Below are 25,273 nucleotides of genomic sequence, written 5' to 3'. Positions count from 1 at the left end.
GCGTCACGCCGCGCCGGCCGCGGACACCTGCCGGCCTGGCCACAGCCGCAGGATGTCGTAGCGGTGCGCGCCGGCGCCCTCGCCAAAGGCGGACGCCACGATCGTCGACGAGTAGTCGTGTTCGGCGAGCATTTCCGTCAGCGCCCGTTCGTCGCCGAGACTGCTGAAGCCGATCAGCAGTTCGCCGCCGGGCATCAGGTGCCGCGTCGCTTCGCGCAGGAACCGGCGGTGCGCGAGGTAGCCCGCGTCGCAGAACGCCTGCAGGATCGGCTGCTCGAACACGTAGTCCTCCGGAACGAAGACGAAGTTCGAATTCCAGAAGATCTGGTCGAATCGCTCGCCGGGCTGCAGGACGTCGAACAGGTCGCCGTGCCGCGTCGACACTTGCTCCGCCACGCCGTGCAGCAGCACGTTGGCCCGCGTGTTGAGCACGGCCGCCTCGCTGATGTCTGCCGCGACGACCCGCGCGCAGCCGGCGAGGGCGGCCGTCACTGCCGTCACGCCCGCGCCGCACCCGATCTCGAGGAAACTGCCGCCGCGGCGGTACGGCAGGTGCCGGGTGAAGATGCCGGTCGACTGGAAATGCGTCGGCGGAAACACCCCCGCATGCACGTCGAAGCTGCGGCCTTCGCATTCGTAGCGGACGATGCCGTCCGCCTCGGCGGCGGCCAGCCTGCGCCGCACCGATGCGAACGCGTCGGATTGATAGTCTTGTTCGTTCATGACTCGCGTTGTCTCCGGTTCAAACGCGCGCGGCAGATCCGCGCGCCACATACAGGACGTCGCGCGTGCCGGAAGCATCGTCGGCTGCACGACGCAGCAACGCCCCCGCCGAATCGCGCAACAGTCGCTTCAGCACCTTGCCGGTCGCGCCCACCGGCAGGAACGCCAGGCTGCGCACGATCGCCACGGCCACGCCGCGCTCCGGCAGCACGGCCCCGCATTCGGCGAGCAGCGCCTCGAGCACGCCTTCCGCGACGGCCGCCGGATCGGCGACGTGCCGGTCGGGCAGCACCAGCGCCAGCAGCGCCGGATCGTCGGCCGTGTCGCCGTCCACGCCGACCACGGCCACGTCGCACACGCCCGGCACCTGCTGGGCCACTTCCTCAAGCTGCAGCGTGTAGAGCCGGCCCGCGGGCGTTTCGACCACGTCGACTTCACGGTCGATCTGATAGAAGATGCCGTCCTCGCAGTACGCGACGTCGCCCGTCAGGAAATAGCCGCCTTGCCATGCGCCGGCCGTGCGTGCCGGCTGCTGCCAGTACCCGGACGTGATCGTCGGCGCGCGCACCGCGAGCAGGCCGCGTTGCCCCGGCGCGACTTCGTGGCCCGTCACCGGATCGAGGATCTTCGCGACAGCGATGTCCACCGGCCGGCCGATCGCGCGCTGCGGTGCCAGCTCGGCCGCGGTCGATTCGCAGCGGAACAGCGCCATGCCCAGTTCGGAACTGCCGAACGCGTCGATGAAGCGCGATTCCGGCGCACCGGCCAGCAGCCGGCGCGTATGGCTCTGGTGCGCCGCGTCGCCCATGCTGAACCAGCGCCGCACCGAATCGAATTCGCGCTCGCCGACACCGCCCTCGACCAATTGCATGTAGCTCTTCGGGAACGCGACGACCGTGGTCGGGCGAAACGCGCGGATCGCCGCGCGCACCGCGTCGCCTTCCTGCGTGCCCATCACATAGGTCGGAATGGCGTGCAGCACCGCGGTTTCGAGATGGCTGATCGCCGCCGAATGCGACTGGGGCAGCGCCGTCAGCAGGCGTTCGTCCGGGCCCTCGGCAAAGCGCCCGATGCGGGCGCGCTTGCCCATGAAGAACTGCCGGTGCTCGAAGCGCACCGCTTTCGGGATCCCGGTCGTGCCCGACGTATGGCTCAGCATCACCAGCGTCGAATCCTCCGGCGCCACCGGCCATCCGGCCGGCATGCGCGCGTCAGGCCGCAGCACCGCGCGCGACACGTCCACCAGCCGGTCGGGATGCGACGCGCCCCAGTGCCGCACGAACGCGCTCGCCGCCAGCGTATGCGTATCCGCCACCAGCCGGTCGAATCCGTTCTCGCTCATGTACGCCGCGCCGACTTCGGCCGGCATCGCGGGGTTGATCAGCGCGATCGCGGCGCCGAGGCTCGTCAGCGCCAGGTAATGGAGAAACGGCGCGATGCCGTCTTCCACGCACACGGCCACCACATCGCCGCGGCCCACGCCCTGGCCCAGGTACCAGTCCGCCAGCGCCGCGCGATACTGCTGCAGGGTCGCGAGACTGAAGGCCCGCACCGGCGCGCCATCGACGCCGGTCACCGGCTTGTCCAGCTGCAGGAATTCGACGTCCTTCGCCGGGTTCAGCGCGAGGCACAGATCGATGAAATTGCCGCTGCCGAGCGAGGCGTCCGCACGCAGTGCAGCCAGCCCGGCTTCCGGCAGTCGCGCCTCCGCCTCCGGCGCGTCGTTGCCCGGATACGCGAGCAGGTCGCTCAGCATCGCCATCCGGCGCCGCACCATCTCCTCGCCGACCGCGATCACGCGCGCCCGCCGGTACGGCTTCTCGGCCAGCATCCGGTCGATGATCTCGCGCATCACGATCGCATGCTGCTCGTCTTCCTCGACATGGATCTTGAAGAACCGCGTGGCCTGCTCCGGCGCATTGCGATGGCGCATGGCGGCCAGGATCGGACCGTAGACGATCGGCACGATCGCCTCCGCGCCGAGGCACAGCGCAGCCAGGCCGTCCAGCGGATCGGCGCCGCGGCAGTAATGGAACATGACGTCGATCAGCGCGCGCGTGCTCGACAGCATCGGCAGGCTGCGCGGCAACGCCGACATCGCCTCCATCGACTGCAGATACAGTTCCGCGTGCGAGACCTGATCCGTTCCGTCGCCGTGCAGCTCCTCGGTCAGGTTGTGCGACAGCGCCTTGAATTCTCCCGGCTCGGCCAGGCCGCCCATCATCGAGCACAGGTAACGTGTGAAGTACTGCGAATAATATTGGTGCTGAATAAGAAAGCCGCGCAGCTGCGCATCGCTGACCGTGCCGTCGCGACAGGCCGCGAGAAACGGGTTCGCGTTCAGTTCCTCGAGCAGCCCGGCCGGAAACATGTCCGACCAGAGCTGCGACAACTGCATGTGTCCGGGCAAGACGTGTCCCGCCACCGGTTGATGGTTCATTGCATTCATCGAATGGGTTCTCCACGGCCGCGCCCCCATGGCGCGGCGAACGGCATCACACGAGGTCGAGTTCGACCAGCTGCTCGGTCCGGCCTTTCACGCTGTCCGCCAGCCTTCGGAGCAGGGCCCGCGGCCGCGCGTGCTGGAACACGTTGCGGCCCACGCAGAGTCCGGTCGCGCCATGCCGGATCGCAGCCTGCGACATCGCCACCAGGACCTCTTCGTCCGCCTTTTCGCCGCCGGCGAAGAAGATCCGGATGTCGCGTCCATGAGCGGAAGCCAGCTGCTCGACTTCGTCCACCGACGCGTACGCGAGCTTCACGGCGTCCGAACCCAGCTCGGTCACCACTCGCACGAGATGGTGCAGGCGTGCCAGGCGCTCCGCGGCGTTGGGCGTCTGCACCTTGTCGTACAGCATCGTCAGCAGCGGCAGCCCGGCGGCGTGCGCGGCGTCCGTCACCGCGCCGAGCATCGCGAAGTTGTGCGCGAAATTGCCGGTCGTGAAGTTCACCTGGATCGACACCGCATCCGCGCCGAGCCGCAACGCCGTATCGATGTCGGCCACCATGACCTTGGTGTCCGCATCGGGCGACAGGCTCGCCATGCCGTTCAGGTGCACGATCACGCCCGTCGCAGGGTGCAGGCACTGCCGTACGATCAGGCGCTCGATCAGCCCCTTGTGACCGAGCACCGCGCTGAGGTCGGCACTTCCGACCCAGCTTTCCAGTGCCTCCGTTGCCTGGATGCCGGCGATCGGGCCGAGCGTCAGCCCGTGATCGACCGGCACGATCAGCCCGCGCTGCGAATCCGGGAACAGGATCCGGCGCTCTCTCAGTTTTCTACCGACGTAGCCCATCGACGTCTCCTACTTTTCGATGATCGTCTCGTTGATCTTGATGCCCACGTGACGCCCCGGCTCCGTCACGTAGCCCAGTACCTTGTCGCCCGGCTTCAGCTCGGAGATGTTGAGCGGCTTGGCTGCGTCGGAGAACACGCGCACGTGCCAGTCGTCCTGCATCAGGATGTTGACGCGCTCCTTGCCGGGGAACTCCACCTCGATCAGTCGCAGCGGACGCTGCTCGATCTTCATCCGGCCCACCGCCGCGCGCCGCACGCGGCCTTTCGCGTTTACGATCATCACCGGCGAGCCGGCCTTGAGCTCGCTCATGTAGTCGGTGCGGTTGCCGGTATTGAAGACATAGGAGTGCACGGCGCCGGCGTTGACGCGGAACGGGCGCAGCTCCATGTACGGCAGGAAGAACACTTCCGGGCAGGCCAGCAGGCCGCCCTGCGACGTGCTGCCGATCAGCATCCCTTCGTCCGGCGCGAACAGCGTCGACGTGTCGATGCAGGCGCGGTAGCCCATGCCCACCGGGCGGCTCTCGATCACCGTGCCGGTCTGGATCTGCAGGTTCTCGTGTTCCGCGTCCGACATCTGGTCGAGGAACGACGACATCACCCCATGGTCGCGCGGCGAGAAGATCACGCCTTCCGCGCCGTACTCCATCACGCCGTACGACACGATCGCGTCGTCGACGTTGGTCGGCTCGTTGATCTCCTTCATCAGGATCGTGCCCGTCGACTGCAGCGACGCGATCACCAGCTCCAGCGGAATGTTGGTCGGGTCGCGGAAGCGGATCCACAGATAGTCGAACGCGAGCCCGTCGTTGATGGCGCCGAGCAGGCTCTCGCGATCGTCCACGTAGCTCGTGTAGCAGGTCGTGATGCCCTCCGAGCCGAGCTGCCGCAGCGCAGCGAGATCCCGGCACGCGACGGTGCGCCGGCGCTTGCCGTCACCCTTGAACTCGGCGTACAGCGGCCCTTCGCGGAACGCCTTGACATCGGCGGCATTGCCCAGGCGCAGCACGACCTGCATCCGGTCCGGAATCGCCGGCAGCAGGTTGGCCGCGTTGTCCGGGTAGACCACCACACCGCTGTACAGCGAATTGACGACCCGCACGAACATGCTGTCGTCCGGATGCGGCCTGGCCAGTTGCGCCGTGTCGTACCACACCAGTTGCCCGTCCAGCGCCGTGCGCTTCGACTGGGCGCTCGCCGACACGTTGGTCAGCTTTACCGACGTCCGCCTGGCGACCGTCTCCTGGCTCTCGAACGGGACCGGCGTTGCCGTCGCCGGTTCCTTCGGCGCCGGCGTTTCCTTGATCTTTGCTGTCACACTCGCGTTGCTCATGCACATCCTCTTCAGGTGGATAAACAAAGGGCATGGCGCGCCTGTACGCGCCATGCAGCGGACTGTCGACGCTCAAGCCCGAATCGGCTCGCGACGCATCCCCGACGGTGATACACGGTCAATCTTGATATCTGAAATCAGTATTTCTTTCGGGGGCTCCTGTTTCAGGAAATGACGCAGCGCAGTGATTGCCGCGGCCATGCGTTCGGGAGTAAAACCAATCGGTTCACCTGGATAGCAGATGTAACTTTTACAGCAGCTGAAAAATACGTACCCGTAATTCGGAATATTCGACGAATCAAAAGATTCAACCACCCAGCGGATTTGCGGTGATTCATTCATCATTGACTCGCCAGAAAACGTACTCGATCGATACGGCGACCGAAGATTGTCCATTCGCAGTCGTCAATCCGAAGCGAACCGGATGATTCGACTGCAAACGAATCTGCGGTGATTAATTCCTCGGCAATTCCCGTCCTGGCGCGGCACCAGCACCGCCCCGACAGGCCTGCCTTTCTCGTTTCACCATGCCGGCTCTCCACGGCAGGTCATCGTCATTCGTCAAATCCTGCATGCACACATCGCTTCACGTAATGAAACAATGACTGTTGCCAGTTACTATTCGCGTGATAATCCGATTGATTCATGAAACCGGTTTTAATCAGGCGCTCCAGCGGCATTGCATAATAAAAATGCACCATTCGCATCGGTTGGTGACATTTTCAGGTTATCTGATCCGGCAAATTATTTACATTTCTTAAGCTTCGGTGGCATCGCGTCGCTAGTGTAAAGGCAAGTTGCCTCGTAGTTGAATATCAAAGCAAAAAAAATATCCGAATAAAAGAGCAAGAATGGTGTTGACGCAGGGCGGGATTATCTGTCTTTGAAAATCGCCGGTTTCGGGCGCCGCAAACCATGCTCGGACCGCGGCGGGCCTGCGGCGAAACTCGAAGACAAAAGCGTCGATGCGCGGGGGTGTGGGAACGGAACGCAGGAGGCAGGCGACGTGTGGTCAAACATCCCGGATATGACGCATTCCTAACCGAATCGAGAGAGCATCCCTGGCAGGACGTCACTCGACAGCTGGCTCGTTTGCGGTATCACTCATATCTTGCTGGCCGCGATGGGGCGTGTGGCTGGCAAGCAGCAGGCACTGTTCAAGGCGTCGGAACAAGGGCACCACGACGGTGCGGGGCGCGACCGGCCCGATGCTGGACGGAATGGGCGGCGTGTATTGCGAGGATGTCGACGTCGCGCAAGCGGTGCCGGCCGATCGCCAGCCGCGGGACGGCGTGTTGCCGCGGGCGAGCGATGCCGCGGCGGCCGAGCGGCCGAGCGTTCGCGGGTATTGAGCGAGCCGCTTACGGATAGTCGCTGAAGCGCGACGTCGGCGCGGGCAGCGCCGGCGATCGCGCCATGCGGGCCGGCCTTGGCGTCAATTTTCGGTCGACGCCGTTGCGACCGGCGCCGCATCGGGATGCTGGAGCGCGTAAAGCTGGCGGTTGCGCGCGATCTCCGCGTGCGACGGCGGATAGTCGTTGCGGTTCGACGGCAGCAGGCCGTCGGCTTCGGCGTCGATCAGTTGCTGGCGCACTTCCGCGCGCGTGATCGGCGCCTGCGTGGACTGGGCGAAGGCCTGCGTGCCGAACGGCAGGCTCAAGGTGGCAACGATGAAAGCGGCGACGAGTTTCATGGCGGACTCCTGGATGGTTGAACGAACGGGCAAGTGGGGTAGGCCCACATGTCCCATTCTGGTTTCCGCAGCCGTCACCACACTGACCGGCCGATTACAGTCTCGTAATCAGGCCTCCTCGCGCGGGCGCGGGGCGGTTGGCGCGGCCCGTTTCCCGGTAACATCGGCGCATGTCATCACCGAATGCGGCGGAGCCGATCATGCACATCCTGATAGTTGAAGACGAACCGAAGACGGGCGCGTACCTGAAGAAGGGGCTCGAGGAATCCGGCTTCAGCGTCGACCTCGCGAAGGACGGCGGCGAAGGGCTGACGCTCGCGCAGGAGGAAAGTTACGACGTGATCGTGCTCGACGTGATGCTGCCCGTGCTCGACGGCTGGAGCGTGCTGAAGCGGCTGCGCGACACGCATGAGACGCCCGTGCTGTTCCTGACCGCGCGCGACGACGTGCAGGATCGCGTGCACGGGCTCGAACTCGGCGCCGACGACTACCTCGTGAAGCCGTTCGCGTTCGTCGAGCTGCTCGCGCGGATCCGCACGCTCGCGCGCCGCGGGCCGCCGCGCGAGACGGAGCGCGTCGTCGTGGGCGACCTGGAGATCGACGTCGTGCGCCGCCGCGTGAAGCGCGGCACCGTGCGGATCGACCTGACGCCGCGCGAATTCTCGCTGCTCCAGCTGCTCGCGCGCCGGCAGGGCGAGGTGCTGAGCCGCACGCAGATTGCGTCGTACGTGTGGGACATGAATTTCGACAGCGATACCAATGTCGTCGAAGTCGCGATCCGGCGGCTGCGCGCGAAGATCGACGACGATTTCGCGGTCAAGCTGATTCATACGGTGCGCGGCGTCGGCTACGTGCTCGAATTGAAGGACGGCGCATGACGCTCGGCCGCTCGCTCGGCGCGACGCTCGCGCTCGCGTTCGGCGCGACCACTTTCGCCGCCTTTGCACTCGTCGGCACGTATGTGTACACCGGCCTCGAACGGCAGGTCAGCACGCAGGACGACCTCGACATCGTGCTCGCCGCGCGGCACACGCGCCGGCTGGCGGGCGAACTCGATTCGCTCGACGCGGTGCGCGCGCACGCGGACCGGCTGACGAGCCAGGTGCTCGGCAACGAAGCACTGTCGATGGCCGTCGTCGACGCGCAGGGCAAGGTGCTCGCACGCAAGAACGTCGAGCGGACCGGTGTCGAGGATCCACCGGAGGTCGCATCGGCCACGGCGTCGCCCGCGCTGCCCGCGCTACCGGATGCTGACCTGTTGCCGCCGCACGCGATGGCCGTGCCGGCGAGCGAACGGATCACGGCCGATCGGATCGCGACGTGGACCGCCGACGGCGGCACGCCCGTGCGCGGCGTCGTCGCCGAGGCCGAGTTGCGCGACCACGCGAAGATCCGGATCGCGGTCGCGCGCAACATGAGCGATCGCACCGCCTTGCTCGACGGCTACCGCGACAGGCTGAAGATCGCCGGCGGCGTCGGTGCGCTGTTCGCGATGCTGCTCAGCTATTGGCTGATCCGCCGGTCGCTCGCGCCGCTGCGCGAGATCGTCGCGAACACGGGCCGCATCACGGTCGACAAGCTCGATACGCGGCTCGACGCGTCGCGCGCGCCGCGCGAGTTGACGGCGCTCGTCGACGCGCAGAACGCGATGCTCGGCCGCCTTCAGCAGGCGTTCGGGCACCTGTCGCAATTCAGCGCGGATCTCGCGCACGACCTGCGCACGCCGCTGAACAACATGCGCGGCGCGACCGAGGTGGCGCTCGCGCGGCCGCGCTCCGTCGACGAATACCAGGCGCTGCTCGAATCGAATCTCGAGGAATACGACCGTCTCGCGCGGATGATCGAGAACGTGCTGTTTCTCGCGCGCGCCGAGCACCCGGGTTTCGTCACGCGGCAGCGCGCGTTCGACGTGCACGACGAGCTGGAGCGCATCGCCGGCTATTTCGAAGGGCTGGCCGACGAAGCCGGGTCGACGCTGCGGGTGGACGGGCATGGCCGGCTGACCGCCGACCTCGAACTGTTTCGCCGCGCGGTCAGCAACCTGCTCGCCAACGCGCTGCGCTACACGCCGGCAGGCGGCGTCATCGCCCTGACAGTCGACGAAACGGCGGACGCGGTGCGCGTCGTCGTCGCGAACCCGGGCGAGCCGATCGATCCTGCATTGCTGCCGCGGATCTTCGACCGCTTCGTCCGCGGCGATCCCGCGCGCAGCGGCGGCGTGCCGGGCGGCACGGCCGGGCTCGGCCTCGCGATCGTGCGCTCGGTCATGGAACTCCACGGCGGCACCGCCCGTGTCGAAAGCGACGCAGCCGGTACGCGCTTCATCCTCACGTTCATCAGGACGCCGACGGTGTAGCGGTTGCGTTCGCGTGCGCGGATTGATCCCAGCCGCCGCCGAGCGCCGTCAGCAACCCGACCGCCGCCTCCATCCGGCGGGCGGCGATCTGGTCGGCGAGGCGCCGGTTCGTCAGCGCGATCGTCTGCGCGGTCACGACATCGAGGTAGCTGACCGCGCCTGCGTTGAAGCGATTGGTCGTCAGCCGCAGCGACAGGTCGGCCGCATCGGTGGCGCGCTGCTGGCTGCCGGCTTCCGACGCGAGCGCAGCGAGCGTCGACAACCGGTCCTCGACCTGCTGGAACGCGACCAGCACCGTTTGCCGGTAGTCGGCGACCGCGCCGTCGTATTGCGCATGTGCGCCACGCAGCGATGCGCTGCGGCGGCCGCCGTCGAACAACGTGCCGACCAGTTGCGGGCCGATCGACCAGAACAGGCTCGGCGCGGTGAGCCATGGTGCGAAGAGCGAGCTTTCGAGCCCCGCGCTCGCCGACAGCACGAGATCGGGAAAGAACGCGGCGCGCGCTTCGCCGATCTGCGCGTTCGCGGCCGCGACGCGGCGCTCGGCCGCCGCGATGTCGGGCCGCCGTTCGAGCAGTTGCGACGGCACGCCGGCCGGGATCTCGGGCACGTCGAACGCCTGCACGCGCGGCGGCAGCGTGAAGGTCGACGCGCTTTCGCCGACGAGCGTCGCGAGCGCATGCCGGAGCTGCGCGCGCGACGCGTCGATGTCGGTGTCCTGCGTCTGCGTCGAATCGAGCTGCGTCTCGGCCTGCGCGACGGCCGACGCGTCGATCGCGCCGGCCGCGAGCTGCTGTTTCAGCAGCTTCAATGCATCTGCGTACGCGTGCACGGTGTCGTCGAGCAGCTGCTTCTGCGTATCGAGCGAGCGCAGCGCGAAATAGTCGGTCGCGAGCTCGGCCGTCACCGACAGCTTCACGGCCTGCAGGTCGGCCGCGCTCGCGTCGGCGTTCGCCTGCGCACCCGTCACGGCATCGCGCACGCGGCCGAACAGGTCGGGCTCCCAGCTGGCGGCCACGCCCGCTTGGTAGTCGGGCGTCGTCTTGCCGGCGAGCGACGAGCCGAGCTTGTTCTGCGACACGCGCGAGCGGCTCTGCGCGACGCCGGCCGTGACGGTCGGCAGGAACCCGGCATGCTGGTAGTCGACCATCGCGCGCGCCTGCTGGAGATCGGCAACGGCCTTCTTCACGGTCTGGTTCGAGATGTCGACACGTGCTTCGAGCGCGTTCAGCGTGGCGTCGCCGAAGACGGTCCACCATGGGCCACGCGATGCGGCATCGGCGGGCGCCGCAACGTTCCAGCCGGGGCGCGATGCGGGGGCACCCGATACCGGTATGCCCGCTGCCGGTACGCCCGATGCCGGTATGCCCGATGCCGGTATGCCCGCATAGTGCGCGGGCACCGCGACGGCGGGCGGCGAGTAGGCGGGCAGCGTCGAGCACGCGGCCAGCGCGGCGGCGATGCCGAGCGTGACGACGCGGCGGGCGAACGGAAGCGGACGGGGGAAGCGCATGGCAGGCATCTCGTGAAGGTTCGTGCGTGTTTGGATCAACCGCGGGCGGTCGTCGAGGCCGAGGCCGGCGTGGCGACCGCGGCAGGCGCCGAGGCTGCTGCGGGGCGCGCGGCCGGAGCAGCCCCGCGTGCAATCGAGATAATCTTCACGGCCTCGCCGGCGGCGATCGCATCGCCCGGGTTGTCGATCACGCGATCGCCCGCTGCGAGCCCCGACACGATCTCGACGCGCGTGCCGAAATCGCGCCCGATCTGCACGGTTTTCAGTGCGGTGGTGCCGTTCGCGGCGACGGTCGCGACCGTCACGCCGTTCGGCCGGAACAGCAGCGCGCTGACGGGCAGCTCGAACGCCGGCGCCGCGCTCGGCACGAGCAGGTGCGCCTGCGCATACGCGCCGGGCATCAGCGCACCGTTGCCGTTGTCGACGTCGATCTCGACGCGCAGCGTACGCGTGACGGGATCGATCGCGCCCGCGCTGCGTGCGACGCGCGCGGCGAAGCGCCGGCCCGGATACTGCTGCGTGGTGAGGAACACCGACGTGCCGGTCGTCACGCCTGCCGCGCTGTCCTGCGGCACGTCGACGAACACGCGCAGCGTGCCGGTCTGTTCGAGATGGAACAGCTCGCCGGAGAGCCCGGGGCTGCCGGGCGTTCCGCCCGCGGTGACGAGCGTGCCGACGTCGACGTTGCGCGCGGTGATCACGCCGTCGAACGGCGCGGCGACCGATTCGTACGACACGAGCTCGGTCAGGTGCGCGACGTTCGCCTGCGCGGATGCCAGCATCGCGCGCTTCGCGTTCATGTCGGCGACCTTCGTGTCGGTGTCCTGCTGCGATACCGATTGTGTCTTCAGCATGTCCTGCCAGCGCTGCGCGGTCGATTTCGCGTAGTCGTAGTTCGCCTGCGCGGTGGCCGCGTCGGCGCGCGCCTGCCGCAACTGTGCGTCGAGGTCGGGCGCCGTGATTTGCGCGAGCGTCTGCCCGGCCTTCACATGCGCACCGATGTCGGCGCTCCAGTGCGCGATATAGCCGCTCGTGCGCGCATAGATCGACGCCTCCGCGTACGGCATCACGGCGCCCGGCAGCGTCAACGTCTGGTCGGCAGGCGCGGTACCCGGCAGGATTACCGATACCGGCAGCGCCTGCTGTGCGGCCACCTGCACGCGCTGTGCGGCACGCGCATCGATGCGCGGCACGATGCCGATGGCCAGCAGCGCGGCCGCCGCCGCGATCGCGACGAGCGGCACGGCCAGCTTGCGGCGGCGTCGGGGCGGTGCGGCGGCGGGCGTCGCGTCGCGCGCGATGGGCGGCACGGGGGCCGCTTCGGCGGCCGGCGGCGGGGCGAGGGGTTCGGTCGTGTCGTTCATGATCGGGTCGAGGTCGGGCGAGTCGAAGGGAGTCGGGAGGGTGCTGCGCTCAGGGCAACGCCGGCGTGTCCTGTGCGCGGCGCGCGGCGGCCGCGTCGCGGCGCCGGTCGAGCCATGCATGGACGAAGCCGAACACGACGGGCACGAACAGCAACGTCGACAGCGTGCCGAACGCGAGGCCGCCGATCACCGCGCGGCCGAGCGGCGCGTTCTGCTCGCCGCCGTCGCCGAGGCCGAGCGCCATCGGCAGCATGCCGATCAGCATCGCGAGCGCGGTCATCACGACCGGGCGGAAGCGGCCGAACCCGGCATCGAGCGCGGCCTGCCACGGTGGCGCACCGCCCGCGATCAGCTCGCGCGCCGCGTTGACGACGAGAATGCTGTTCGCGGTCGCGATGCCGATGCACAGGATCGTGCCGGTCAGCGCGGGCACCGACAGCGTCGTGCGCGTGACGAACAGCATCCACGCGATGCCGGCGAGCGACGCCGGCAGGCCGCCGACGATCACGAGCGGGTCGAGCCACGACTGGAAGTTCACGACCATCAGCAGGTAGACGAGCGCGATCGCGAGCGCGAGGCCGCCGAGCAGCCCGGCAAACGATTCGTGCATCGCCTGCACCTGGCCCCGCAGCACGATCGACGAGCCGGGCGGCAACTGCGCGCGCGCATCGTCGACGAGCTTCGTCACGTCGGCCGTCACGCCGCCGAGATCGCGCCCCTGCACCGACGCGAAGATGTCGAGCACCGGCTGCACGTTGTAGTGCGATACGACGGCCTGCTGCGTCGCGCGCGAGAAGCTGCCGAGCGCGCCGAGCAGGTTCTGCGCGGGCGCACCGGCGGCCGGCCCGTCGGCCGGCGTCTGCGGCGAACGTGCGGTGCCGGCCGGCAGCGGCACGTTCGCGAGCGCCTGCAGCGAATCGACCGCGTACTGCGGCGTCTGCACCAGCAGCGGATAGCTGACGCCGTTGCGCGGGTCGAGCCAGAAGTTCGGCGTGGTCTGCGAACTGCCCGACAACGCGATCAACAGGTTCTGTGCGACGTCGCGTTGCTGGAGGCCCGCCTGGATCGCCTTGGTGCGGTCCACGTTCACGTTGATCGCCGGCTCGTCGCCGGGCTGCTGGATGCGTGCGTCGACGAGGCCGCGCACGCCGCGCAGCTTCGCGAGCAGCGCGTTGGCCACCGCGCGGTTCTGGTCGAGCTTGTTGCCGACGATCTGGATGTCGATCGGCGCGGGCAGCCCGAAGTTGAGGATCTGGCTGACGATGTCGGCCGGCAGGAACGCGAACGTCACGCCGGGGAACGACTGCGCGAGCAGGTTGCGCAGCTTCGCGACATATGCGGCCGTCGGCGCATGGTTCGGCTTCAGCGTGATCATCACGTCCGCATCCTCGGTGCCGATCGGGTCGGACGAGTCGTACGTGAGGTTGATCCCGCTCACCGGCACGCCGATGTTGTCGAGCACGCCGGCGATGTCGCTTGCCGGAATCACGTCGTGGATGCGCGCCTCCACTTCGTCGGTCAGGCGTGCGGTTTCCTCGATCCGCGTACCGGTCGGCGCGCGCAGGTGCAGGCGGATCTCGCCGGTATCGACCGCGGGGAAGAAGTCCTGGCCGGCGAACGCGAACAGCGCGGTCGATGCGGCGCACGCGAGCAGGAACGCCGCCGCGAACCGGCGCCGGCGCGCGATCGCCGCGGCAAGCAGCGCGCGATAGCGCAGCCGCACGGCTTCGAAGCGATGCTCGAATGCGGCCTGGAGCCGTGCGATCCGTGCGAACACGCCGCGCGGCGGCCGGCCCTGGCCTTTCGCGCGCATCAGCACCATCGCGAGCGTCGGCACCAGCGTGCGCGAGAAGAAATACGACGCGACCATCGCGAAGATCACCGCTTCGGCCATCGGCACGAACAGGTAGCGCGCGACGCCCGTCAGCATGAACATCGGCACGAACACGATGCAGATCGACAGCGTCGACACGAAGGTCGGCACCGCGATTTCGCCCGAGCCGGTCAGGATCGCGTCCTCCAGCGGCGCGCCGCGCTCGAGATGGTGCGTGATGTTCTCGATCGCGACGGTCGCGTCGTCGACGAGAATCCCCACCGCGAGCGCGAGCCCGCCGAGCGTCATGATGTTGATGGTCTGGCCGAGCGCGCCCAGCGCGAGCAGCGACGTGAGCACCGCGAGCGGGATCGTGATCGCGATGATCAGCGTCGCGCGCCAGCTGCCGAGGAACAGCAGGATCATCAGCGCGGTCAGGCATGCGGCGATCAGCGCCTCGCGCACGACACCCTGGATCGCCGCTTTCACGAACACCGACTGATCGCCGAGCGCCGCGATGTGCAGCGCCTTCGGCAGGCCGGCCGCGATCTTCGGCAGCATCGCCTTGACCTGGTCGATGATCGTCAGCGTCGACGCGCTGCCGGTCTTCTCGACGGTCAGCAGCGCCGCGCGCTTGCCGTTGGCGCGCACGATGTTGGTCTGCGGCGCATAGCCGTCGCGAACGTGCGCGACGTCGCGTACATAGACGACGCTGCCGCCGATCGTCTTCACGGGCAGGTTGTTCAGCGCGGCGACCGTCTGCGTGCTGCCGTTCATCTGCACGTTGTATTCGCGCGTGCCGATCTTCGCGGTGCCGCCCGGCAGGATCAGGTTCTGCGCGTTGATCGCGTTCACGACGTCGATCGGCGCGAGCCCCTTCGCCTGCAGCGCGCGCGTGTCGAGATCGACGACGATCTGGCGGATCTTGCCGCCGAACGGCAGCGGCACGGCCGCACCCTGGACGGTGGCGAGCTGCGTGCGGATGAAGCTGTTGCCGAGGTCGTACAGCTGCTGCTCGGCCAGCGTGTCGCTCGACAGCCCGAGTTGCAGGATCGGCACCGTCGACGCGTTGTACGTGATGATGTTCGGCGGCAGCGTGCCCGGCGGCAGGATCCGCAGGATCGACGCCGAGTTGCTCGCGGCCTCCGCGATCGCGCGATTGATGTCCGCGCCGGGGTGGAAGAAGATCTTCACCACCGACACGCCGTTCAGCGACTGCGATTCGATGTGCTCGATGTCGTCGACGTCGGAGGTCAGCGCGCGCTCGTAGTTCGACGTGATCCGCTTGGCCATGTCCTCGGCCGAGAAGCCGTTGTACGACCACACGATGCTGACGACGGGGATGTCGATGTTCGGAAAGATGTCGGTCGGCGTGCGCAGGATCGCGAGCGGTCCCGCAATGAAGATCAGCAGCGCGAGCACGACGAACGTATAGGGCCTGCGCAACGCCAGCCGGACGATCCACATGATGTTTTCCTCGAAGCAGGGCAGGGGCGCCGCATGCGATGCGACGAGGCTGCAGTCTGCCGGCGCGGCGTTGACCCGGCCCTGACTCGAAGATTACGAAGCTGTTATCTGCGCGCGAGGCGGCAGATTTCAGGATTGTCATCCGGGCGTCAGCGCCGTGCCGGCTGCGATGACCAGAATGAATGCGTCAGGCGGCGAATCGCATCCGCGGTTCCGCCGGCGGCGCATCGACGATGCGTCTTCATCGAACCGTTCTGGGGAGTTTCATCATGAATCGCAGACTGATCGCAGCGACCGCGCTGCTCGCCCTCGCCATCGGCACGCCGGTTGCCGCTTTCGCCCAGTCGTCGTCGGGCCCGACCCGCGCCGACGTGATCGCCGACCTCGTCCAGGCGCAGCGCGACGGCACCGTGCCGACGTCGAACTGGGACTATCCGCCGAGCACGCAGACGATCGCACGCAATCGCGAGCTCTATGCGATCGCGCACGGCGAGACGGGTACGGCGACCGCGTCGGTATCCGTACCGGCCCCCAGCGCGCAGTGAGCGGGAGCCGGGCGATGAAAAGCCTTTCCCGGCTGGCGATCGCCGCGCTGCTCGCGGCGGCGGTCGCGCCCGCGTTTGCACGCGGGCAGCCGCAATTGCCCAATGACGACGGCAGCCGCGCCAGCGTGCTGCAGGAACTGAACCCGACGCTTGCGGACGGCGACGCACGGACGCATACGGCCGGCGTCGCGCCGAAGGAGGGCCGCGAAACCGGCAGGCAGGCGGCGACTTGCCGGAGCTGAGTGTGGTCGAGCGCGGTCGCGGTCGCGGCCGGGGTCACCGGTGCGAACGGCCGCGGAGCGATCGCCTCCCGTCAGCCAGCCGAACCCCGACGCGGCCGGCGCATTCCCGCATGCGCCGGCCTTCGCGCGTTTAGGTGTTTATACGTATGCCGATTACGATATCGCCCCAATCCAATATTTCATTGGAAGGTTATCGGGCTTGTTCTTAGACTGATGCGGGGCAGGCAGACCGGGCCGGCCGCACGCGCCGGCCGGCGCAGCCCCGATCCGCGCCAGCGCCACGCAGAAACAGAACAGCGCCGCGGCACACAACGACATCATCGGAGACGGACCATGACATTCATCAGGAAGCTGGCGGCCGGCGCGATCGTCGCCGCGGCGACGGTGCTGGCAGGCGGCGCGCACGCGCAGCAAAAGCCGATCACGCTCGGGTTTTCGCAGGTCGGCGCGGAAAGCGCGTGGCGCACCGCGAACACTGTCTCGGTGAAAGGCGCGGCGAAGGACGCCGGCATCAACCTGAAGTTCTCCGATGCACAGCAGAAGCAGGAGAACCAGATCCGCGCGATCCGCTCGTTCATCGCGCAGAAGGTCGACGTGATTGCATTCTCGCCGGTCGTCGAATCGGGCTGGGAGCCGGTGCTGACCGAAGCGAAGGCCGCGCACATTCCGGTGATCCTGACCGACCGCGGCGTCGACGTGAAGGACCCGTCGCTGTACGTGACGATGATCGGCTCGGACTTCCTCGAGGAAGGGCGGCGCGCGGGCCACTGGCTCGAAGAGCGCTACAAGAACGACGCAGGCCCGATCAACATCGTCGAGCTGCAGGGCACGGTCGGCTCCGCGCCGGCCAATGATCGCCGCGCGGGCCTGCTCGAAGTGATCAAGAGCAATCCGAAATTCAAGGTGATCGCGTCGCAGAGCGGCGACTTCACGCTCGCCGGCGGCAAGCAGGTGATGGAAGCGTTCGCGAAGACCTACGGCAAGCAGATCAACGTCGTCTATGCACACAACGACGACATGGCGCTCGGCGCGATCCAGGCGATGGAGGAAGCCGGTATCAAGCCCGGCAAGGACGTGAGCGTCGTGTCGTTCGACGCGACGAAGGGCGGCTTCCAGGCGATGGTCGCCGGCAAGATCAACGTCGATGTCGAATGCAGCCCGCTGCTCGGCCCGCAGCTGATGAGCGCGGTGAAGGATGTCGTCGCCGGCAAGCAGTTGCCCAAGCGCATCGTGACCAACGAGACGGTGTTCCCGATGAACGTCGCGGCGCAGGTGCTGCCGACCCGGAAGTACTGACCTTGCCGCACGGGCGGCGGCCTGGCGGCGGCCGTCCGGCGACGCTTCGAGGGAGGAGGCATGGAGAGTCCGCCGGTGGTCGAGATGATCGGCATCGACAAGTCGTTTCCGGGTGTGAGCGCGCTGCAGCGCGTGAACTTCCGGCTGTTTCCGGGCGAGATCCACGCGCTGATGGGCCAGAACGGCGCGGGCAAGTCGACGCTGATCAACGTGCTCACCGGCGTGCATGCGCATGACGCGGGCGAGATTCGCGTCGGTGGCGCGCCGGTGAATTTCGCCGCGCCGCGCGAGGCCGAGGCGGCCGGTATCCAGACGCTTTACCAGGAAGTGAACCTGTGCGCGAACCTGTCGGTTGCCGAGAACATCTTCGCGGGCCGGCAGCCGATGCGGCGCGGCGCGATCGACTGGAACGCGATCCATGCGCGCTCGCGCGCGGCGCTGGCCGAACTCGACCTGTCGCTCGACGTCACGCGTTCGCTCGATGCGTATCCGATCGCGATCCAGCAGATGGTCGCGATCGCACGTGCGGTGTCAGTCGACGCACGCGTGCTGATTCTCGACGAGCCGACGTCGAGCCTCGACGACGGCGAGGTCGCACGGCTGTTCGACGTGCTGCGCCGGCTGAAGGCGTCGGGCATCGCGATCCTGTTCGTCACGCACTTTCTCGAGCAGACCTACGCGGTGTCCGACCGGATCACCGTGATGCGCAACGGCGAGCGCGAAGGCGAGTACCTCGCGCGCGACCTGCCGGTCGATGCGCTGGTCGCGAAGATGACCGGCCGCGAGCGCATGTCCGACACGCTGCAGGCGGGCGCCGCGGCGGTCGAGCATGACACCGCGACCACCGCGCCGTTCCTGTCGATGCAACAGGTCGGCCGGCGCGGAATGATGAGCGCGCTGGATCTGGACGTGCGCCCCGGCGAGATCGTCGGGCTGGCCGGGCTGCTCGGCTCGGGCCGCACCGAAACCGCGCAACTCGCGTTCGCCGCGGCGCGCCCCGATACCGGCGCGATCGAGATCGACGGCGCGCGCACGCGGCTCGCGTCGCCGCACGATGCGGTGCGGCACGGCATCGCGTATTGCCCGGAGGACCGCAAGAAGGAGGGCATCGTCGCCGCACTGTCGATCCGAGAGAACATCATCCTCGCACTGCAGGCGCGACGCGGCTGGTGGCGGCTGATCGGGCGCGCACGCCAGCGCGAGATCGCCGAGACGTACATCGCGCGGCTCGGCATCAAGGCGCGCGACGCGGAACAGCCGATCGGGCTGCTGTCGGGCGGCAACCAGCAGAAGGTGCTGCTCGCGCGCTGGCTCGCGACGGACCCGAAGCTGCTGATTCTCGACGAGCCGACACGCGGCATCGACGTCGCCGCGAAGTTCGACATCATGGAGCGCGTGCTGGCGCTGTGCGCGCAGGGGCTCGCGATCCTGTTCATTTCATCGGAGATCGGCGAGGTCGTGCGCGTGAGCCACCGGATCGCGGTGCTGCGCGACCGGCGCAAGGTCGCGGAACTGACGGGCGCCGATGCGTCCGAGGAGCAGGTTTACCGGTTGATCGCGGGAGGCCAGTCATGACGCGCTTGCGCACGCTGTTTCGTCATCCGCTTGCGTGGCCGGTGCTGACGCTCGCGCTGCTGTTCGCGCTGGATGTCGCGCATCGTCCGGGTTTCCTGTCGATCGCGCTGCTCGACGGCCACCTGTTCGGCGCGCCGATCGACATCCTGAACCGCGCGGCGCCGCTCGTGATCGTGTCGCTCGGGATGACGCTCGTAATCGCGACGCGCGGGATCGACATCTCGGTCGGCGCGATCGTCGCGATCGCCGGCGCGGCGGCCGCGATCGTGCTCGAGGCGGACCCGTCGCGGGTCGGCATGGCGCTGGCCGCCGCGCTCGGTGTCGGGCTGCTGGCCGGTGCATGGAACGGGCTGCTCGTCGCGTTCGTCGGGATGCAGCCGATCATCGCGACGCTGATCCTGATGGTGGCCGGGCGCGGTGTCGCGCAATTGCTGACGGGCGGCCAGATCATCCCGATCGGCGCGCCAGGCTACCTCGCGCTCGGCGGCGGCTATCTCGCGACCGTACCGTGCGCCGTGTGGATCGCGATCGCGACGATCGCCGCGATCGCGCTGCTGGTGAACCGCACGGCGCTCGGGCTGTTCATCCGCGCGATCGGCGTGAACCCGGTCGCGACCCGGCTCGTCGGGCTGCGCTCAGGCGCGGTCGTGTTCGGCGTGTATCTGTGTTCGGGCGTGATGTCGGCGCTGGCGGGCATCCTCGCGAGCTCGAACGTGCGCAGCGCCGACGGCAACAACGCGGGGCTGCTGCTCGAACTCGACGCGATCCTCGCGGTGACGCTCGGCGGCACGTCGCTGCTCGGCGGCCGTTTCAGCCTCGCCGGTTCGGTGCTCGGTGCGCTGATCATCCAGACGCTCACCTACACGACCTATTCGATCGGCGTGCCGCCGGAGGCGACGCTCGTCGTGAAGGCGGTCGTCGTGATCGTCGTGACGCTGATCCAGTCGGACGCGGCGCGCGAGCTGGTCGTCCGGCTTGCGTCGCGACTGCTGCCCGCCGCGCGTTCGCGCGCTACCTCCGGAGCGACCCCGCGATGACCCGATTCCCTGGCTGGCTCGCCGACCCGCGTACGCTGCCGATCGTCGTGACGATCGTGCTGTTCGCCGCGCTGTTCGGCTTCGGGTCCGTGATGTACACGGGCTTCTTCTCGATGCAGGTGCTGACCGGACTGCTCGTCGACAACGCATTCCTGCTGATCGTCGCGATCGGGATGACGTTCGTGATCGTGTCGGGCGGCATCGACCTGTCGGTCGGCTCGGTCGTGGCGCTGACGACGATCTTCTGCGCGGTCGGCGCCGAGCGGCTGCACTGGCCGGTGTGGGTGATCGTGCCGCTCGTGCTCGCGTTCGGCGCGCTGTACGGCGCGGCGATGGGCGCGCTGATCCACTATTTCCGGCTGCAGCCGTTCATCGTCACGCTGGCGGGGATGTTTCTCGCGCGTGGCGCGTGCTTCCTGATCACGACGCAGTCGATCACGATCAACGATCCGGCGTTCCATGCGATCGCGGGCATCAGCGTACCGGTCGGCGGCGGGACGCTGAGCGCGGGTGCGCTGATCGCGCTCGCGACGCTGGCCGTCGCGATCTACGTCGCGCATTTCACGCGATTCGGCCGCAACGTGTATGCGATCGGCGGCAACGAGCGCTCGGCGCTGCTGATGGGCTTGCCGGTCGCGCGCACGAAAGTCGGCGTCTACGCGCTGAGCGGGCTGTGCTCGGCGCTCGGCGGCGTGGTGTTCACGCTGTACGTGCTGTCGGGTTACGGGTTGCAGGCGCAGGGGATGGAACTCGACGCGATCGCCGCGACCGTGATCGGCGGCACGCTGCTGACGGGCGGCGTCGGCTACGTGGTCGGCTCGGTGTTCGGCGTCGGGATCCTCGGCACGATCCAGGTACTGATCACGTTCGACGGCACGTTGAGCTCGTGGTGGACGCGGATCGTGATCGGCGCGCTGCTGTGCGTGTTCTGCGTGCTGCAGCGGGTCATCGAACGGCACGCCGCGCGGCGGCGCACGGGCGGCACGGGGCTCGGCGAACGAAGGCCGGCGCGCGGCGTCGCGCCCGCGCGGCGCGCACCGCCGCAAGACGATCCGGCGCGGGTGGCGACGATGCGGCGGCTGCAGGGCGACCGGCCATGACGCGGCGAGGAGAACGCCATGAAACGCAATGACATGATGGCTGGTGGTGCCGAGACGCTGGCCGTCGAACCCGGCACCCGGCCGCTGCTCGATCTCGGCGATTCGCGCGACTGCCGGATCGTGGCCGATGCGCTGCGCGTGCTGCTGCGCGAGCGCTCGGAAGCGCTGGCGTTCGCGATGCGCGTGGCCGACGAGCATGGCCGCCCGCGCCCGGATGCCGGCGAATTCGGGCTGACCGACATCATTCGCCTCGCGCGCGTCGTCGAGCGGGCCGACCGTCGGCGCTAGCGTACTGCGGTTGAATGGCGCGTGCGCCGCGCCGCTGCACCGTCAGGCCGGGCCGGCCGCGCCCGTCGCGGTGTCGATCGACACCTCCGCGACACGCGAGCGCTTCAGCGAGCCGGCCAGTTTCTCGATCGCGTGCAGGTCGAGCGCATCGAGCTGTTCGCGCACGTGCTGCACGAACACGGCGTAATCCGGCACGTCGGCAACCGGACCGAGCCAGTCCTCGATATCGGTGAGCCGCCCGTCGCGGGCGAGCAGGATCAGTTCGTCGAGCGCGTCGTCGGGCGGGCCGTCCATCGCGGGCGCGACGCGTTCCGGTTCGGCCTCGTCGTCCGGATGAAACCGCCGGACGAGTTCCGACACCGGCACGAGCGCATGTCCGACGGCCGGCGCGACGACCGGGAACGAGAACGCGGTGCCGACACCCGGCTGGCTCGCGACGGCCAGTTCGCCGCCCATCGCGCCGACGATGCGCTGCGCGATGAACAGGCCGAGCCCGGTTCCGCCGTTGACGGCCTGCACCTGCTGGTACGCCCGGAAGATGTCGCGGGTGCCGCTGATGTCGATCCCGATGCCCGTATCGGCGACCTCGAACAGCAGGCGCCACGCATCGCCTTCGTGCGCGGCGTGCACCGACAGCGTGACCGTGCCGTCGCGCGTGAATTTCGACGCGTTCGACAGCAGGTTCAGCAGCACCTGCTGCAGCCGCATCCCGTCGATCGACACCGTGCGCGGCAGCGCCGTGGCCGGCCGGTATACGAACCGGTTATCCTGCTGCGAGCACAGCGCGAGTGCGTAGTGGCCGATATCGTCGAGCAGGCCGGGCAGGTCGGTCGTGTCCGGCGTCACGCCGAGCGGCTGCAGCTCGGCTTTCGTGAACGCGAGCAGTTCGTCGATCAGCGTGAGCTGGTAGCGGATGCTGCGGTCGATCGAGCGGATCAGCCGCGCCTGGCTGCGTGTCGCGCTTTGCAGCAGCAGCTTCGCATAGCCGTTGATCGTCGACAGCGGCGCGCGCAGGTCGTGGCTGACATAGCCGAGCGTTTCGACCTTCTGCTGCATGTGGGTCGTCACCTGTTGCAGCGCGTCGTTGAGCGCGACCGTGCGTCTCGCGACTTCGTCGCGCAGGCGATCCTGTTCGGTGAGCTGCCAGTGTTCGAGCCGCTTCCTGGCCTCGGTGCGCTGGCGGCCCACGTGGTGGATCCACGCGGCCAGTACCAGCAGGTGCGTGGCGAGCCCGATCATCGCGATGACGGGGTTCGGATGGATATCGGACTTGAGCCAGGACAGCACCGGCGGCAGCGCGTTCGTGCCGTCGAGCACGCGGATCAACATGTTGACGGTGGCGAACGCGACGGCAATCAGCATCACGCGGCCGGTCGGCGTCCGGCGGATCGCGAGCATCAGCGCGAGGCTGATGTTGACGATTCCCAGCACGGCGTTCAGCCGCAGGCAGAACCACGTGAAGGTCAGCAGGTCGCCGCCCGCGGCGCCGGCCACGCCGATGCATTCGAGCGCGAGGAAGGCCATGTAGACCGCACGCATCGGCAGCCTGGCCTGCTCGCGCCGCGCGACCATCAGGATGAAGACGATGAAGCAGGCGATCGCCACGTACGCGGAGATCACCTCGCCGCGCGCCGACCACTCGCGTAGTGCGGGCGGCAAGGCCATGGCCGTATAGCCGCGGTAAGCCGCCTCGAACAGCGTCGTGCCCAGCGCCAGCGCGGCCAGGACATGGAACACGCCGCTGCGCGAAAAGAACCCGATCAGCAGCGCGCACCACACGAGTGCAAGCAGGCCGCCGAAGAAACCGAAGTCCCACATCGTCGCGCGCCGCTCCAGCGCATCCCATGCCGCGCGCGTGAACGCGGCCGGCGCGAGCCGCATTTCCTTGCGCGACGTGACGCGGATCAGCACGGGGATGCTTGCGCCAGCGGGCAGCGTGACGTCGAGTACCGGGTAGCGTGATGGCTGCCGGACCGCGTCGGCGCCGGCGTCGGCGGCCGGGAAACGGCTGTCGGGCGTCCACCGGCCGTCGTGGCCGACATAGAAGTCGGCATGGTCGACGCGCGCGTCGCGAATCGCCAGCACCAGCGGACGGGCCGCGTTGCCGCGGTTGGTCAGCGTCGCACGGACCCACCAGGCCGACCGCGAGAACTCGACGTTGAACGTCGACGGGCTTGCCGCAGGCGCGCGTTGACCGGCCCCGGCGAGCCATGCCGCGACCTGTTCGGCGGTCATCGTCGTGCTGGCGTCCTCGTACACCGACACGCCGTCCAGTTGCGCGGGGTTCGGCGCCGACGCCGCGCGGGCCGTTGCGCAGGTGACGGCCAGTGCGATCAGAAGCAGCAGCACCGCGCGCCATCCGGCTGCCCACGCCGCGTCGCGCCTAGGCATCGTGACGGTGCCCGCCGGGCGTGAGCGGCGCGTGGACCTGACGCTGGCGCCGCCAGTCGGACGGCGTGATGCCGAAGCGCTCGCGGAACGCCGTCGCGAAGTTGCCGGGCGTGGAGAAACCGATCTCCTCGGCGATGTCGCCGATCCCCATCGATGTTTCGGCGAGGAAGTGCATCGCGGCGCGCAGGCGCGTATCGCGCAGGTACTCGAACACGGTCTGGCCGAGATGGTCGCGGAAGATGCGGGACAGGCGCTTTTCGTGCGTGCCGACCTGTCGCGCGAGATCCTCGAGCGCGGGCGGATGGCGCAGGTCGCGCAGCAGCACGTCGCTGGCCGCACGCACGAGGGCCGCGTCGGGGTTGTCGGGCAGTTCGGGCAGACGGGCGAACGGCTGGCTGCGGCGCGCCCGCTTCAGGTGATTGCGGATCCGCGCAATCACTTCGGCCGGTTCGAACGGCTTGACGATGTAGTCGATCGCGCCGGTTTCGAGCCCTGCGATGCGGTCCTCGAGATCGCCCGCGGCCGTCAGGATGATGACCGGGATCGATTGCGTGGACGGTGTCGACGCCAGCAGCCGGCACGCGGCGAAGCCGTCCATGCGCGGCATGCGGACGTCCATCAGGATCAGGTCGGGCGCGATCGCCTGCGCGCGATGGTAGGCCTGCAGCCCGTCGAACGCGACGCTGATCCGGCAGCGCGCGGCACGCAGGATTTCGGTCAGGAGCCGCAGGTCGTTCGGGCGATCATCGACGATAAGAATATGTGCGTCACCGAGATCCGGCGTGGTACGAGGCGGCGCCGAACTGGACGAGCGGGATGACATGGTTGCGGATGCGATGGAAGGGTGGCCTGTCAGGTTGAAAGCGTCGCTATCTGCGCGATTGTTGCGAAAAATTATATGTCGACAACACGGCTGATAGTGAGGATTCCGTGCCGCTCGTGGGGGCTTGTGCGGCAGGAGCGGCGCGTGTGCGGCAGGCGGCTCCGGCCGGAAACGCGAAAATGGAAAAATATGCCGAACTCATTGTGGAAATGTCGGTCTTTATTTCCGCATTTATAATCATTTAATCGGAATGGCCCGGATGATGAATTTATTCTTGGGGTGTCGAATGCATGATTCACATTCCGTGTAAATGGCATTTGCAGATTCGCGGTCGGCACGATCGATATCGAGGTGATGGTCGGTCAGAATTCCTCTCATTCATCAATGGTATTTCGATCGGAAATGTATGAATGTGA

At 68.1% G+C, this 25,273-nt stretch carries 20 protein-coding genes; 9 read left to right on the top strand and 11 right to left on the bottom strand.

Annotated elements, in window-relative coordinates:
• Nucleotides 1–3: 3 nt before the first annotated feature.
• From DIE03_RS06325 to DIE03_RS06300, 6 genes are all read right to left on the bottom strand, one after another.
• Nucleotides 4–723, bottom strand: a complete 720-nt coding sequence (locus DIE03_RS06325; RefSeq protein ID WP_185658114.1) for a class I SAM-dependent methyltransferase — start codon at nucleotides 721–723, stop codon at nucleotides 4–6.
• Between the two features lie 19 nt (nucleotides 724–742).
• On the bottom strand, nucleotides 743–3,163 hold the full coding sequence (locus DIE03_RS06320; protein ID WP_185658113.1) for an AMP-binding protein: 2,421 nt from the start codon (nucleotides 3,161–3,163) through the stop codon (nucleotides 743–745).
• Between the two features lie 55 nt (nucleotides 3,164–3,218).
• Nucleotides 3,219–4,019: a class I fructose-bisphosphate aldolase gene (locus DIE03_RS06315; protein WP_124448552.1), complete on the bottom strand. Its 801-nt coding sequence runs from the start codon at nucleotides 4,017–4,019 to the stop codon at nucleotides 3,219–3,221.
• Nucleotides 4,020–4,028: 9 nt separating this feature from the next.
• Nucleotides 4,029–5,354, bottom strand: coding sequence for a 3-dehydroquinate synthase II (locus tag DIE03_RS06310; protein ID WP_124448550.1), 1,326 nt, complete (start codon nucleotides 5,352–5,354; stop codon nucleotides 4,029–4,031).
• Between the two features lie 72 nt (nucleotides 5,355–5,426).
• Nucleotides 5,427–5,696, bottom strand: a complete 270-nt coding sequence (locus tag DIE03_RS06305) for a hypothetical protein (RefSeq protein WP_124448548.1) — start codon at nucleotides 5,694–5,696, stop codon at nucleotides 5,427–5,429.
• Between the two features lie 1,093 nt (nucleotides 5,697–6,789).
• Nucleotides 6,790–7,047, bottom strand: coding sequence for a DUF4148 domain-containing protein (locus DIE03_RS06300; protein WP_124448546.1), 258 nt, complete (start codon nucleotides 7,045–7,047; stop codon nucleotides 6,790–6,792).
• Between the two features lie 200 nt (nucleotides 7,048–7,247).
• On the opposite strand from DIE03_RS06300, the gene DIE03_RS06295 reads away from it, so the two are divergent.
• The gene (locus DIE03_RS06295) at nucleotides 7,248–7,925 is read left to right on the top strand and encodes a heavy metal response regulator transcription factor (protein ID WP_124448544.1); all 678 of its coding nucleotides are present in this window, start codon (nucleotides 7,248–7,250) and stop codon (nucleotides 7,923–7,925) included.
• Complete coding sequence (locus tag DIE03_RS06290) at nucleotides 7,922–9,403, top strand: heavy metal sensor histidine kinase (RefSeq protein ID WP_124448542.1); 1,482 nt, start codon at nucleotides 7,922–7,924, stop codon at nucleotides 9,401–9,403. Before DIE03_RS06295 ends, DIE03_RS06290 begins: the two co-directional genes overlap by 4 nt.
• On the opposite strand, the gene DIE03_RS06285 is transcribed toward DIE03_RS06290, so the two are convergent.
• Genes DIE03_RS06285 through DIE03_RS06275 form a run of 3 tightly spaced genes read right to left on the bottom strand, consistent with a single transcriptional unit; the run spans nucleotide 9,384 to nucleotide 15,560 of the window.
• Nucleotides 9,384–10,916, bottom strand: coding sequence for an efflux transporter outer membrane subunit (locus tag DIE03_RS06285; protein WP_124448540.1), 1,533 nt, complete (start codon nucleotides 10,914–10,916; stop codon nucleotides 9,384–9,386). The genes DIE03_RS06290 and DIE03_RS06285 overlap by 20 nt on opposite strands.
• 35 nt (nucleotides 10,917–10,951) lie before the next feature.
• Nucleotides 10,952–12,280: an efflux RND transporter periplasmic adaptor subunit gene (locus DIE03_RS06280; RefSeq protein WP_124448538.1), complete on the bottom strand. Its 1,329-nt coding sequence runs from the start codon at nucleotides 12,278–12,280 to the stop codon at nucleotides 10,952–10,954.
• Nucleotides 12,281–12,329: 49 nt separating this feature from the next.
• The gene (locus DIE03_RS06275) at nucleotides 12,330–15,560 is read right to left on the bottom strand and encodes an efflux RND transporter permease subunit (protein ID WP_124448536.1); all 3,231 of its coding nucleotides are present in this window, start codon (nucleotides 15,558–15,560) and stop codon (nucleotides 12,330–12,332) included.
• Between the two features lie 269 nt (nucleotides 15,561–15,829).
• Between DIE03_RS06275 and DIE03_RS06270 the strand changes: the two genes are divergently transcribed.
• The 7 genes from DIE03_RS06270 to DIE03_RS06240 all read left to right on the top strand — a co-directional run bounded on the left by DIE03_RS06270 (nucleotide 15,830) and on the right by DIE03_RS06240 (nucleotide 21,643).
• Nucleotides 15,830–16,105, top strand: a complete 276-nt coding sequence (locus tag DIE03_RS06270) for a DUF4148 domain-containing protein (RefSeq protein WP_124448534.1) — start codon at nucleotides 15,830–15,832, stop codon at nucleotides 16,103–16,105.
• A gap of 14 nt (nucleotides 16,106–16,119) precedes the next feature.
• A complete protein-coding gene (locus DIE03_RS06265; RefSeq protein ID WP_124448532.1) occupies nucleotides 16,120–16,347 on the top strand; it encodes a hypothetical protein in 228 nt (75 codons plus the stop codon).
• A 333-nt stretch (nucleotides 16,348–16,680) separates the two neighbouring features.
• On the top strand, nucleotides 16,681–17,643 hold the full coding sequence (locus DIE03_RS06260; protein ID WP_124448530.1) for an ABC transporter substrate-binding protein: 963 nt from the start codon (nucleotides 16,681–16,683) through the stop codon (nucleotides 17,641–17,643).
• 60 nt (nucleotides 17,644–17,703) lie between these two features.
• The gene (locus tag DIE03_RS06255; RefSeq protein ID WP_124448528.1) at nucleotides 17,704–19,218 is read left to right on the top strand and encodes a sugar ABC transporter ATP-binding protein; all 1,515 of its coding nucleotides are present in this window, start codon (nucleotides 17,704–17,706) and stop codon (nucleotides 19,216–19,218) included.
• Complete coding sequence (locus DIE03_RS06250; RefSeq protein ID WP_124448526.1) at nucleotides 19,215–20,255, top strand: ABC transporter permease; 1,041 nt, start codon at nucleotides 19,215–19,217, stop codon at nucleotides 20,253–20,255. The genes DIE03_RS06255 and DIE03_RS06250 overlap by 4 nt, the downstream gene beginning before the upstream one ends.
• Nucleotides 20,252–21,355 (top strand): galactofuranose ABC transporter, permease protein YjfF, encoded by a 1,104-nt coding sequence (gene yjfF, locus DIE03_RS06245; protein WP_124448524.1) that lies wholly within the window; start codon nucleotides 20,252–20,254, stop codon nucleotides 21,353–21,355. Before DIE03_RS06250 ends, yjfF begins: the two co-directional genes overlap by 4 nt.
• Before the next feature lie 18 nt (nucleotides 21,356–21,373).
• The gene (locus tag DIE03_RS06240; protein WP_124448522.1) at nucleotides 21,374–21,643 is read left to right on the top strand and encodes a hypothetical protein; all 270 of its coding nucleotides are present in this window, start codon (nucleotides 21,374–21,376) and stop codon (nucleotides 21,641–21,643) included.
• Between the two features lie 42 nt (nucleotides 21,644–21,685).
• Here DIE03_RS06240 and DIE03_RS06235 read toward each other — a convergent pair whose 3' ends face one another.
• Nucleotides 21,686–24,034, bottom strand: a complete 2,349-nt coding sequence (locus tag DIE03_RS06235) for a sensor histidine kinase (RefSeq protein ID WP_124448520.1) — start codon at nucleotides 24,032–24,034, stop codon at nucleotides 21,686–21,688.
• A complete protein-coding gene (locus DIE03_RS06230; RefSeq protein ID WP_124448518.1) occupies nucleotides 24,027–24,857 on the bottom strand; it encodes a response regulator in 831 nt (276 codons plus the stop codon). Before DIE03_RS06230 ends, DIE03_RS06235 begins: the two co-directional genes overlap by 8 nt.
• Nucleotides 24,858–25,273 lie beyond the last annotated feature (416 nt).

The sequence above is a fragment of the Burkholderia sp. Bp8992 genome (assembly GCF_003853705.1).
In the GTDB taxonomy this organism is placed as follows: Bacteria; Pseudomonadota; Gammaproteobacteria; order Burkholderiales; family Burkholderiaceae; genus Burkholderia.
The sequence above is the reverse complement of the archived record's forward strand: the minus strand, read 5'-3'. Positions and strand labels throughout refer to the sequence as shown.

Coding starts and splice junctions, on each gene's coding strand:
- DIE03_RS06325 (WP_185658114.1), bottom strand. CDS start 723: ATGAACGAACAAGACTATCAATCCGACGCGTTCGCATCGGTGCGGCGC.
- DIE03_RS06320 (WP_185658113.1), bottom strand. CDS start 3,163: ATGAACCATCAACCGGTGGCGGGACACGTCTTGCCCGGACACATGCAG.
- DIE03_RS06315 (WP_124448552.1), bottom strand. CDS start 4,019: ATGGGCTACGTCGGTAGAAAACTGAGAGAGCGCCGGATCCTGTTCCCG.
- DIE03_RS06310 (WP_124448550.1), bottom strand. CDS start 5,354: ATGAGCAACGCGAGTGTGACAGCAAAGATCAAGGAAACGCCGGCGCCG.
- DIE03_RS06305 (WP_124448548.1), bottom strand. CDS start 5,696: ATGAATGAATCACCGCAAATCCGCTGGGTGGTTGAATCTTTTGATTCG.
- DIE03_RS06300 (WP_124448546.1), bottom strand. CDS start 7,047: ATGAAACTCGTCGCCGCTTTCATCGTTGCCACCTTGAGCCTGCCGTTC.
- DIE03_RS06295 (WP_124448544.1), top strand. CDS start 7,248: ATGCACATCCTGATAGTTGAAGACGAACCGAAGACGGGCGCGTACCTG.
- DIE03_RS06290 (WP_124448542.1), top strand. CDS start 7,922: ATGACGCTCGGCCGCTCGCTCGGCGCGACGCTCGCGCTCGCGTTCGGC.
- DIE03_RS06285 (WP_124448540.1), bottom strand. CDS start 10,916: ATGCGCTTCCCCCGTCCGCTTCCGTTCGCCCGCCGCGTCGTCACGCTC.
- DIE03_RS06280 (WP_124448538.1), bottom strand. CDS start 12,280: ATGAACGACACGACCGAACCCCTCGCCCCGCCGCCGGCCGCCGAAGCG.
- DIE03_RS06275 (WP_124448536.1), bottom strand. CDS start 15,560: ATGTGGATCGTCCGGCTGGCGTTGCGCAGGCCCTATACGTTCGTCGTG.
- DIE03_RS06270 (WP_124448534.1), top strand. CDS start 15,830: ATGAATCGCAGACTGATCGCAGCGACCGCGCTGCTCGCCCTCGCCATC.
- DIE03_RS06265 (WP_124448532.1), top strand. CDS start 16,120: ATGAAAAGCCTTTCCCGGCTGGCGATCGCCGCGCTGCTCGCGGCGGCG.
- DIE03_RS06260 (WP_124448530.1), top strand. CDS start 16,681: ATGACATTCATCAGGAAGCTGGCGGCCGGCGCGATCGTCGCCGCGGCG.
- DIE03_RS06255 (WP_124448528.1), top strand. CDS start 17,704: ATGGAGAGTCCGCCGGTGGTCGAGATGATCGGCATCGACAAGTCGTTT.
- DIE03_RS06250 (WP_124448526.1), top strand. CDS start 19,215: ATGACGCGCTTGCGCACGCTGTTTCGTCATCCGCTTGCGTGGCCGGTG.
- yjfF (WP_124448524.1), top strand. CDS start 20,252: ATGACCCGATTCCCTGGCTGGCTCGCCGACCCGCGTACGCTGCCGATC.
- DIE03_RS06240 (WP_124448522.1), top strand. CDS start 21,374: ATGAAACGCAATGACATGATGGCTGGTGGTGCCGAGACGCTGGCCGTC.
- DIE03_RS06235 (WP_124448520.1), bottom strand. CDS start 24,034: ATGCCTAGGCGCGACGCGGCGTGGGCAGCCGGATGGCGCGCGGTGCTG.
- DIE03_RS06230 (WP_124448518.1), bottom strand. CDS start 24,857: ATGTCATCCCGCTCGTCCAGTTCGGCGCCGCCTCGTACCACGCCGGAT.